General features: G+C 44.3%; 11 protein-coding genes and 1 rRNA gene. 9 read left to right on the top strand and 3 right to left on the bottom strand.

What is annotated here, in order from left to right; genetic code table 11:
- The 7 genes from rrf to ACHKAR_RS21770 all read left to right on the top strand — a co-directional run.
- A 5S ribosomal RNA gene (gene rrf / locus ACHKAR_RS21805) occupies window positions 1-81 on the top strand; the annotation flags it as partial.
- A gap of 218 nt (window positions 82-299) precedes the next feature.
- Window positions 300-2,255: a BatA domain-containing protein gene (locus ACHKAR_RS21795; protein WP_395419610.1), complete on the top strand. Its 1,956-nt coding sequence runs from the start codon at window positions 300-302 to the stop codon at window positions 2,253-2,255.
- Window positions 2,255-3,511, top strand: coding sequence for a dihydroorotase (locus ACHKAR_RS21790; protein ID WP_395419608.1), 1,257 nt, complete (start codon window positions 2,255-2,257; stop codon window positions 3,509-3,511). Before ACHKAR_RS21795 ends, ACHKAR_RS21790 begins: the two co-directional genes overlap by 1 nt.
- Window positions 3,512-3,514: 3 nt before the next feature.
- Window positions 3,515-4,024 carry a DUF4199 domain-containing protein gene (locus ACHKAR_RS21785; RefSeq protein WP_395419606.1) on the top strand — a complete coding sequence of 170 codons (510 nt, stop codon included), beginning with the start codon at window positions 3,515-3,517 and terminating at the stop codon, window positions 4,022-4,024.
- A gap of 7 nt (window positions 4,025-4,031) precedes the next feature.
- Window positions 4,032-4,553 (top strand): DUF4199 domain-containing protein, encoded by a 522-nt coding sequence (locus tag ACHKAR_RS21780; RefSeq protein WP_159582243.1) that lies wholly within the window; start codon window positions 4,032-4,034, stop codon window positions 4,551-4,553.
- A 3-nt stretch (window positions 4,554-4,556) separates the two neighbouring features.
- Window positions 4,557-5,528 carry a glycosyltransferase family 2 protein gene (locus ACHKAR_RS21775; RefSeq protein WP_395419605.1) on the top strand — a complete coding sequence of 324 codons (972 nt, stop codon included), beginning with the start codon at window positions 4,557-4,559 and terminating at the stop codon, window positions 5,526-5,528.
- Window positions 5,521-6,519 carry a glycosyltransferase gene (locus ACHKAR_RS21770; protein ID WP_395419603.1) on the top strand — a complete coding sequence of 333 codons (999 nt, stop codon included), beginning with the start codon at window positions 5,521-5,523 and terminating at the stop codon, window positions 6,517-6,519. The genes ACHKAR_RS21775 and ACHKAR_RS21770 overlap by 8 nt, the downstream gene beginning before the upstream one ends.
- 8 nt (window positions 6,520-6,527) lie before the next feature.
- On the opposite strand, the gene ACHKAR_RS21765 is transcribed toward ACHKAR_RS21770, so the two are convergent.
- Window positions 6,528-7,292, bottom strand: a complete 765-nt coding sequence (locus ACHKAR_RS21765; RefSeq protein ID WP_395419602.1) for a class I SAM-dependent methyltransferase — start codon at window positions 7,290-7,292, stop codon at window positions 6,528-6,530.
- Window positions 7,293-7,400: 108 nt separating this feature from the next.
- Here ACHKAR_RS21765 and ACHKAR_RS21760 point away from each other — a divergent pair, with 108 nt between their 5' ends.
- Both ACHKAR_RS21760 and ACHKAR_RS21755 read left to right on the top strand, forming a co-directional pair.
- A complete protein-coding gene (locus tag ACHKAR_RS21760; RefSeq protein WP_395419600.1) occupies window positions 7,401-7,823 on the top strand; it encodes a hypothetical protein in 423 nt (140 codons plus the stop codon).
- Window positions 7,824-7,835: 12 nt separating this feature from the next.
- Window positions 7,836-8,423, top strand: coding sequence for an acyl-CoA thioesterase (locus ACHKAR_RS21755; protein ID WP_159583768.1), 588 nt, complete (start codon window positions 7,836-7,838; stop codon window positions 8,421-8,423).
- Here ACHKAR_RS21755 and ACHKAR_RS21750 read toward each other — a convergent pair.
- Window positions 8,398-8,805 carry a DUF3052 domain-containing protein gene (locus tag ACHKAR_RS21750; protein ID WP_395419599.1) on the bottom strand — a complete coding sequence of 136 codons (408 nt, stop codon included), beginning with the start codon at window positions 8,803-8,805 and terminating at the stop codon, window positions 8,398-8,400. The genes ACHKAR_RS21755 and ACHKAR_RS21750 overlap by 26 nt on opposite strands.
- Window positions 8,802-9,965, bottom strand: coding sequence for a DnaJ domain-containing protein (locus ACHKAR_RS21745; protein WP_395419597.1), 1,164 nt, complete (start codon window positions 9,963-9,965; stop codon window positions 8,802-8,804). The genes ACHKAR_RS21750 and ACHKAR_RS21745 overlap by 4 nt, the downstream gene beginning before the upstream one ends.
- Window positions 9,966-9,973: the final 8 nt, after the last annotated feature.

The raw sequence follows: 9,973 nt of genomic DNA, 5'->3' as shown, positions 1-9,973 counted from the left end.
TTCCATTCCGAACAGAGAAGTTAAGCCCACCAGCGCTGATGGTACTGCCGTAACAGGTGGGAGAGTAAGTCGTTGCCAGTCTTTTATTAACCCTTCTCATTTACTTGGTAAGGGTTTTTTTATGCCTAATTATGAGAAGCCCCTAGGAGAGGTCAGTTTCAGGGATCAGATAATTTTATGTTGCCCAGATTTCAGGATTGATCCTCGATCAGGGTTAAAGCTTTAGAACTGTTCCTTAAATCGAAAATTAAGCCATAGATTTGACGATAGAATAGTTCACACTTGAGCGCAGATATTGGATGTATTTTTTGAATCCCGAGGCTTTTTGGGCGTTTGCTTTATTGCTGGTACCCATCATCATTCATCTCTTTAACTTTAGGAGACTTAAGAAGGTATATTTTTCGAATTTGTCTTTTCTGACCAGCATTGAGCAGCAGCAAAAGTCTAAGTCCACGTTGAAAAAGCTTCTCATACTCCTCTCACGACTTCTTGTACTTTGTTTTATTGTGCTGGCCTTCAGCAAGCCAATGCTAGGGGATGGGCTTGCATCTGATCGGGAGAGGTCAGTGGCGATCTATCTAGATAATTCCTATAGTATGCAGCAGACTGATGCTAAGGGTGAACCTCTGCTTTATGGGGCATATTCTTCCATCCAGACACTCTTGAACGAGCGGGAGCAAGGGACCTCTGTTCGCGTGTTTGATAATGATGGACAAAGGGAATTTTCATTAAGCGAGTCTGATGAGATTATACAAGAAGTTAAGTTTTCGGATGGATCATTATTCCTAAGTGATGTGGTCGGTAGGGCTGACTATTACGGTGTAGACCTTTTACATGTCTACGGAGATTTGCAGAGATCTACCACTCTACCGATCGATAAAGTATTGGGTGACACTTCACTGGCTATTGTTTATCATCAATTGCAGTCGGAAAATTCTCGAAATCTTTATGTTGATTCGGTGTATTTGGAGAAGCCTATGGGTTTGACCGGGGTGAATACCTTGCATTTTGGAATCAGGAACACAGGTGCTGAAAGGGTGGAAAATGTCCTTGTTAAGGTGGAAAAGGGTGAGCAGCAGCTATCGGCCTTTACAGCGACTATACCTGGCCTTGATACTGAAATGCTTTCTCTTGATATTGGGGTGAATGAACCCCTGGATGGAAATTATAAAATTAGCGTGCAGGATAATCCTGTTGTCTTTGATAATGATTTTTATTTTTCCATTTCACCTGCGGAAAAGCCACTGATCGTCGTATTATCTTCAGCCAAAAGTGCTGGCAGATACTTAGAGAAAGTCTTTTCCAACAGTGACTATTTTAGTCTTGTCAGTAATTCAATCGAGAATGCTTCCTTTGAGGATGTTGTAAATGCTGATTTACTGGTATTGAATGGGTTGGATCAGATTCCGGATTGGCTGGTCAGTCAGGTGGATCAGATAGACGGTAAGATTCTAGTGGTTCCGTCAGGTGCTGCTGAGCCAGAGTCGTATCATTCGGTGCTGGGATTTGGATTGGACGTGAAACGAAGGACTGAAAGTGGAACGTTAAGCAAGAAGTCACTCGATCATCCTTTTTTTGATGGTGTGTTTAGTGAAAAGAATGAGCGAGCTGGCCTTCCTAATGTAAAGAGCATCTACGGTGTGACGGGTTTTACAGAAACAATACTCGGAACGAATGAGGGCTTCCCCTTTCTTGTGAAGTCAGGCGAGAAGATGACTTACTTAATTACAAGTCCTTTGGATGACTCCTTAACCAACTTTCATAAGCATGCCATCTTTGTGCCTGTCATGTATCTTTTGGCTCAGCCTTTGGGAGTAGCCCCGATGTCCTATCGACTGGGGGGTGGTTTAATTCCACTGAAAATGGAAGGTATAGCACCAGGAGATATCCTGGAGTTACGAAACTCCGAAGACGTATTTATACCGAGTTACCGGTATTTCAAAGGTGAAATATTGCTAGAGATTCCTGATGTGATTTCAAAACCCGGAATCTATCATCTTGTTGCTGATAGTGATACACTCAAATCCATTGCGTTAAATTTTGACCGACGCGAATCCGAAATAGCAGCCATTGGTACGGATGAATTTGAGCGAATGATTGCGGGCTATGACCATATACGCCTGGAGCAGGTGGATACTGGAGCTGCCCTGACGAGCAATACTTCTGAAAGCGGGGAGAATGGCTTATGGAAATATGCATTAATTTTGGCGCTGATATTTTTGATGGCTGAAACTTTACTTCTAAGATTTACCTAATGAAAACACTACTTGCCAATGCTCGGATCATGGATGTTCACTCCAAATATCATGGAGAGACATTGGATATACTTGTGGAAGATGGTATCATCTCTGCGGTAGGAAAGGGGTTGGAAAGTAAAAAGGTAATCGATTTAGAAGGGAAAGTAGTTACTCCTGCCTTTTTTGATTTTTTTGCACATTTCAATGAACCTGGATTAGAGCATAAGGAGAATTTGACTTCCGGTATTAAAAGTGCACTGTTCGGTGGCTTTTCGGATGTTTGCCTGATACCTAATACCCACCCGGTGATTGATAGCAAAAGTGATGTGGGATTTATACGAGGGAGATCTACTGCCGGCGTGGAGCTGCATGTAATTGCTGCAGTGAGCGAGGGATGTCTGGGAGAAAACCTCACAGAGATACTGGATTTGGAAGATGCCGGGGCTGTAGCTTTTTCGGACGGTCTCAGCCCGATATGGAATACGGAATTATTACTAAAGGCTCTTCAATACGTCCAGAAGTTTGATGGACTCATCATTAACAGGCCAAAGGATGTTCACCTTTCTCAATTTACCCATATGCATGAGGGTGTTATGAGTACCTCTTTGGGGCTGAAGGGAGAGCCTGGTATTTCGGAAGAGATTGCTATTAAGCGGGATCTTGACATTTTAAAGTACGCAGGAGGAAGATTGCATTTCAGTCATCTGAGTACGGCCAGAGGTGTGGAACTGATCAAAGCAGCCAAGAAAAAAGGGCTTCAGGTGACGGCAGATGTGGCTGTTCATCAGCTATTATATACGGAAGAGGATTTGATCGATTATGATTCCAATTTGAAGTCGGATCCACCCTTTAGAAGTGAAAGGGATCGCAAAGCACTCATAAAAGGCCTGAAAGAAGGCATTATTGATGCGATTATTTCGTCTCATCAGCCTCAGGATCCTGAAAGTAAAGAATTAGAGTTTGACCTGGCCAGTCCGGGTCTGATGTCTTTGCCAACAGTGTATTCGGACTTGCTGGCCTTGCAGGATGAGCTGCCACTGGAAATAGCGGTGCAAAGGCTGACCTCAGGCCCCAGGGCAATATTGGGACTTCCTGAGGTGAAAGTGGAAGAAGGAAGCACGGCAAAGCTCGCTGTTTTTGACCCTTATCAGGTTTGGGAATTCTCCGCTAAACATAATCCATCCAGATCCAATAACGCTCCCAAATACGGTCAGCAACTGACCGGTAAATGTTTCGGCGTGTATAATCAGGGTACATTTTTTCAGAATAAATAAACTATGCTGAAGATTTCCATCAAATACGCACTGATATGTGGGGTATTTATCACGATCATCTATCACTTTTCTTTTCTTTTCAACTCCAATCCACTGATCGATCTGAGTCACTTGTTGTTTGATTTGATCCTCTTTGGTCTGTTTATATTTTTTGCGGAAAAGGAATACAAGACCTACCATGGTCAGGGTGTGTTTCATTTTTGGCAGGGTATGACCATGGGCTTTATTGTTTACACCGTGGCAACAATTCTTTTCGTTGGGGCTTTGATGATATACTTTCAGTTTTCGGAGGATGCTGTAAGGAATTATCAGGAAGCCGCGACTCATTTTCTCAACGAACGCGCTGAGATGTACAGGGAGCAGTTTGGTGAAGCCGGATTGCAGGAGCAAATGGATGAAATACGGGATGTCACCATGTGGGATTTGGTACAGAGTTCGGCACTCAAAAAAATATTGGCCGGATTCTTCATTACCCCGGTTATATCCATAATTTTAAGGAAACAACCTAAATGAAGTACCCATGGAAGAAACGAAAAATATTTCCGTAAAGAGTGTAGCAATCAAATATGGCCTTATCAGCGGACTCGTTGGTGTCATTTTCTTTTTGGTCATTGATTTTGCAGGCCTCTCTGGTAATCAGTCTGTTTCCTGGATAGGCATTCTCTTTACTGCGGTCATCATGTATTTTGCTCAGAAGGAGTTTATCAAAGAAGGCGACGGATACATGAACTATGGCGAAGGACTCGGGCTAGGGACTCTGATGTCCTTGGTTTCAGCCGTGATATCCAGCATATTCACTTACATCTATGTGTCGTTTATAAACCCTCAATTTATTGAAAACATCAGGCAGGCACAGGTTATTGCTATGGAAGAGGAAGGTATGAGTGATGCTCAAATAGAGCAGGCTATGAAGATTTCTGAGAATTTCACAGGCCCCACCGGACTACTAATCTTTGGTTTGATTGGAGGTGTTTTTGTGGGCTTTCTTATTTCATTGATCATCTCTGCCATCACAAAAAAATCAAGACCCGAATTCGAATAATCTGTGTCAGATAGAAGAATAGCGCTTTCGATAGTAATACCGGTATACAACGAAGAGGAGTCACTCCCGGAGTTGTTTGAGTGGATATGTGGAGTTGTGGATAAAGAGAACTACGATACGGAGGTGCTCTTTGTGGATGATGGCAGCGGTGATACATCGTGGCAAGTCATTTGTGAACTGAACAAAAAAGACCCACGGGCCAAAGGCATCAAGTTTAATCGGAACTATGGCAAATCTGCGGCCCTTCAAACCGGATTTGAAGCAGCTATGGGTGAGGTGGTGATTACCATGGATGCAGATTTGCAGGACAGCCCTGACGAGATTCCGGCTTTGGTGAAAATGATCACGGAAGACAATTTTCAGCTGGTTTCGGGCTGGAAGAAGAAGCGACACGATCCCATCGGAAAGACCATTCCCTCGAAGTTTTTCAATGCCATCACCCGGATGGTTTCTGGGATCAAACTGCATGACTTTAACTGCGGGTTGAAGGCCTATCACCGAGATGTGGTGAAGAATATAGAGGTATATGGCGAAATGCATCGCTACATTCCACTGATTGCTAAATGGAATGGTTTTTACAGAATTGGCGAAAAGGAAGTACATCACCGTGAGCGAAAATACGGGCAGACCAAGTTTGGCTTGGAGCGCTTCGTTCACGGGTTTCTGGATTTGATTTCCGTCACGTTTGTGAGCAGGTTCAGAAAAAACCCCATGCACTTTTTTGGGGCATTGGGCACCCTCTCTTTTCTTTTCGGATTAGGAGTCACGGCCTATGTGATTGGGGATAAGATGTACAGAATCTACCATCACCTGGACGTGCGTGACGTGGTGGATCAGCCGCTGTTTTTTCTTGCGTTGGTGGCTTTGGTTATCGGCACACAGCTGTTTTTGGCTGGATTTTTAGCGGAAATGATCATTCAGGTCAATCATAAAAAGGGCGACTATCTGATCACAGAAAGGACAGGTGATGCCTAAGTATTCGGTGATTGTGCCGGTTTACAATCGGCCGAGCGAAGTGAAGGAGCTGCTATCCACGCTTGTAAATCAGACGTTCAGAGATTTCGAGGTGATCATTGTGGAAGATGGGTCTACCTTAAAGTCTGATTCAGTGATTGCTGAATACCAATCGAAACTATCCATCGCTTATTTCATCAAGGAAAATGAAGGGCAAGGGTTTGCCAGAAACTATGGTTTTGCCAGGGCAAAGGGTGATTACTTCATTGTATTCGATTCTGACTGCCTGATCCCGTCTGACTATTTTCAGGTAGTGGATCGTTATCTGAGTTCACATACCGTGGATGCCTTTGGTGGGCCGGATGCAGCACATCCATCTTTTACAGTAGTGCAGAAGGCCATCAATCAGACCATGACTTCATTTTTTACCACTGGTGGCATCAGAGGGGGAGCTTCTCATATTGGTAAATACCACCCCAGGAGTTTTAATATGGGATTTAGCAGGGAGGTGTATGAGAAAACCAAAGGCTACATTATTCCATTTATGGGTGAGGACATGGAATTCAGCACACGTCTGCTGAAGGAAGGTTTTCAATCTGTATTGATCCCCGAGGCTTATGTCTTTCACAAAAGGAGAACCTCACCAACGAAATTTTTCAAGCAGCTCATGTACTTTGGACGAGCCAGGATCAACTTGTCCAGATTCCATGCGGGTCAGGTGGGACTGGTACACCTATTTCCACTGGCTTTCACTCTGGGGTTGTTAGTGTCATTCTGTTTGCCCGTTTTTTTCTTCGATTCTTTGGGCTTTACCGGACTCATTGGCTATTTGTTTTATCTCAGTATCGTCTTTAGCGAGTCACTTATGGTCAACAAATCACTGACCGTGGCTGCACTTACCCCTGTGATGACTCTGCTTCAGATGACTGGCTATGCCACAGGGCTTGTTTATGAAGGCATAAGAAAACTAATGGGGATTGATCCCAATACCAGGTATATAGACTTATACTGACCCCTGTTTTACTTTTCTACCCTGAAAATAATTTCCTGTCGGGGTAGTGCAAATCTTGATACCTCATCTTCTGAAAGCTCCATGACGAGTTTGTCTTCAGTCACTTTAAACCCGGCACTGGCCAGACGGGTGCCATAATCTTCACCAAACATACGGACATGGTCGTCCTGTCCAAAGGCCTTTTCCCTTTCTACCGGAGACGTGATACTCTTATCCTCGTAGGTTTCTTTTTTCAAAGGATAGAAAAACGGAACCTGCAGGATGGCCCATCCTCCCGGCTTCAGAACCCTGCGCATTTCTTTCATGGCCAGGATATCATCCTCCACATGCTCGAGCACGTGGTTGCAGAAGATCACGTCAAAGGTATTTTCCTCAAAGGGGATGTCATGGATATCCATTTTCACCTTGGCTAACGGTGATTCTATGTCTCCGGTGATGTAGTCCAGGTTTGGCAGGCTTTCAAATCGGTCCATAAAGCACAGTTCTGGTGCTATGTGCAGCATTTTATTTTTTCGGGTAAAGAAATCTGTTTTTCTTTCCAGGTAGAGCCAAATGAGCCTGTGCCGCTCCAGCGCCAGACATTTGGGACAGAGCGCATTTTCTCTTGATTTTCTGCCATAGGGCAAAAACTTCCTGAAGGTGGAGTGACATACTGTACACTCTACATTGTTTCCACTATAAAAAAGTGCCAGCACACGCAATCCATGATGACTAACCAGCTGAAGGTATTTTCTGGGTATTTTTCTTAAAAGAAAGCTTATGATTTGCTTCATGGAAATGACAGAATCAGATTTGCACTTATTTAAATTAGCGGGCAAAGATATTTAAGATCATTATCTTTAAGAATCTATCTCTCGCCGAAGAATTAACATGTTGCGCCTATGGCCTTGATCAGGATTTTGATCATTTTTTTGCTCGCTGTTTTCAGTGCTAATATAGTCAATGCACAGTCTCAGAAGGACGGTTTTAGTAAGGACATGCCTACTGAAAACATTCATTTTGGGAAAGAAGCCAACCGTGCGAGTACACGACCTAAGCGTCAGAAGATAGAATACATTTACAAAAGCTCATCAGAAGGACTCCTTTATGGTAATCCATGTGCCATGCAGGCTACCAGAAAAATGGGGTTTGAATACGTGCTGCAACCACCTGGAATACCCGGGAGCCCCACTCAGAAGGAATCGGAGCTCAATAATTTTCTCGTGAATCTGAAATTGATTTTCACAAAAAGTCCTTTTTGGAAACTGATTTTGAACAATAGGATAAAGAAGTGCAGGCAGGACAGTGGAGACATAGTAGGCTAACCTAAAAGTATGATGGAACCAATTCCCGTTAAATTTTCGCAAACCACGCTCACCGAACTGATGATTCCCAGTTATGCCAACTTTGGTGGCAAGATACACGGAGGTATACTTTTATCACTGATGGATAAAGTAGCTTATGCCTGCGCCAGCAAGCATGCCGGAGCGTACTGTGTCACAGTTTCTGTTGATGAAGTAGAGTTTTTACAGCCCGTGGATGTTGGGGAGCTGGTTCATCTAAGAGCATCGGTCAACCATGTGGGGAATACCTCACTGGTGGTGGGCATACAGGTGACAGCTGAAAACGTAAAGAACCATGCCATAAAGCACACGAATACGAGCTACTTCACCATGGTGGCCAAAGATGATGATGGCAGTCTGGTGAAGGTGCCTCCGCTTAGGCTGGAGAGCATGGATGAGATCAGGCGTTTTATCGAGGTGATTAAGCGCCGAAAACTCAAGGCGGAAGCCAACAATAAGATGCAGAAGGAGCAATCAAACTTCGTGATGGCTGAAGATTTCCCACTATTACGGGGCCAGCGCTGTGAAACCCGGTTGGTCGGAGATGATGATCATCTCAACGATCTTTTCGCCGGTACATAAATTTCAGTCCGGACCAATCCTTGTCAACTGCGCATACTTTCACATCCACCAGGCCATTTTGGAGTCCATGTGCACGTATGTCGTTTTCATTAATGTCTTTTGGTAGTTTGGAGGATCCTTTGGGCCATGATATCCAAAACATACCATCTTTTTTCAACGCTGCCTTCAAGGGGGACCAAATGGATTTAAGTTCTGATTGGTACGATACAAAGGCGTGGATAAAGTCATACTCCCCATCCACTTTTCCATCCTCAAATTCGGCATCCGGGAGACCGAAAAGCAAATCAAAATAATCATCTGGTACCTGATGTAGATAGCACCGATCACCTTGCCGGATACCTAGTTTTTTGAAGAGTGGGGTTCCTGAATATCCAGTAGTCATAGGCATGGGGAGTTGAGGGTGCCTGTGTAACCATGTTCCCTGGCCTTCTTGATAGACTCGCAGGCTTCAGCATCATCTCCAAGTACTTCAAAACTTTGAGCAGCGATGAGGTAGTTCTCTACACTATCCGGCCAGACGCTGATGTTCCATTTAGTGGATTTGATAGCTTTCTCCAGCTCGCCAGTTTCCAGATAAGCGCTGGCCAAGCCGGTGTAGAGGTAGTAGTGTTCCTCAGGTAAGGATGCACCACTGAGCACCAGTGGGTAGGCATTTCCATAAATAGACTTGTATTTTTCTATGGCCAGGTCGCTGGCCACTTCGAAGTAGCGTTTTGCTTCTGTTATATCGTGAATGTCGTCTCTATAAATCTGAGCCATTAACAGGTAGGTTTCCATTTTCCGGTAATTGAAAATAAGCAGTTCCTTGAGTTTTTTCAAGGACTTATAAGGCCTGTTCACTTCTCTGTATGCCAGGGCCAGGTGTTCCTGAAGCGGTAATGGGTTTCTGGGAGCATAGTTTTCGATGAGTTCAAAGTAGTAAATGGCCTCTTCGTACACCCCTTGATTATAGTTGTGTTCAGCTTCAAAAACGAAGCTTTCCATCAGACTGGTTTTATATGCTTCCATGTCGTCTTCACCATCCATGAAGACGCCCAGGGTGTTGATCGTGGAGATAGCACTCTCTATTTCTCCGAGCTTATACTTGTTTTGGGCCACTTGAAAAATGCCCCGACGTTGGGTCAGCAACTCCTCCATTTTCTTTTCATCATAAGTTCTTTTGATAAAAATAGCGGTCATTACCAGGGTGGCTACTACCAGCGTAAACCCAAAAGCATAGGCCGTGGCGACCCAATTCTCCCGCCAGTTGACCTCAGGTTCTTTATAGGCTCTTCTGTAGGCAGGACTGGGTGGAGGCGGAGGTGGTGTGTAATATAGCTCGTCAGGTTGCCCAAACTGCCATTGGATGTCGTATCGTGCTTTTTGATAGGGGTTGGAGAGTACCTGATAAGCGTGGTTGATTTCTTTGAACCGCTCCTCCATTTCTGCACTGCCATCGTTTTTATCAGGATGATACTGAAGGGCCAGCCGCTTAAAAGCAGCCCTGATTTCGGAGCTCGAAGCAGCCTCAGTTACTCCCAAAACCGTATAGTAGTTAACCATCCTAAATT

Origin of the sequence: Marinoscillum luteum (assembly GCF_044005705.1) — a bacterium.
Classification (GTDB): Bacteria; Bacteroidota; Bacteroidia; order Cytophagales; family Cyclobacteriaceae; genus Marinoscillum; species Marinoscillum luteum.
Note: the sequence above shows the minus strand (reverse complement) of the source record. Positions and strands in the feature narration are given on the sequence as shown.

Bases quoted from the DNA above. Each gene is read 5' to 3' on its own strand.
- ACHKAR_RS21795 (WP_395419610.1), top strand. From the start codon at position 300: ATGTATTTTTTGAATCCCGAGGCTTTTTGGGCGTTTGCTTTATTGCTG.
- ACHKAR_RS21790 (WP_395419608.1), top strand. From the start codon at position 2,255: ATGAAAACACTACTTGCCAATGCTCGGATCATGGATGTTCACTCCAAA.
- ACHKAR_RS21785 (WP_395419606.1), top strand. From the start codon at position 3,515: ATGCTGAAGATTTCCATCAAATACGCACTGATATGTGGGGTATTTATC.
- ACHKAR_RS21780 (WP_159582243.1), top strand. From the start codon at position 4,032: ATGGAAGAAACGAAAAATATTTCCGTAAAGAGTGTAGCAATCAAATAT.
- ACHKAR_RS21770 (WP_395419603.1), top strand. From the start codon at position 5,521: ATGCCTAAGTATTCGGTGATTGTGCCGGTTTACAATCGGCCGAGCGAA.
- ACHKAR_RS21765 (WP_395419602.1), bottom strand. From the start codon at position 7,292: ATGAAGCAAATCATAAGCTTTCTTTTAAGAAAAATACCCAGAAAATAC.
- ACHKAR_RS21760 (WP_395419600.1), top strand. From the start codon at position 7,401: ATGGCCTTGATCAGGATTTTGATCATTTTTTTGCTCGCTGTTTTCAGT.
- ACHKAR_RS21755 (WP_159583768.1), top strand. From the start codon at position 7,836: ATGGAACCAATTCCCGTTAAATTTTCGCAAACCACGCTCACCGAACTG.
- ACHKAR_RS21750 (WP_395419599.1), bottom strand. From the start codon at position 8,805: ATGACTACTGGATATTCAGGAACCCCACTCTTCAAAAAACTAGGTATC.
- ACHKAR_RS21745 (WP_395419597.1), bottom strand. From the start codon at position 9,965: ATGGTTAACTACTATACGGTTTTGGGAGTAACTGAGGCTGCTTCGAGC.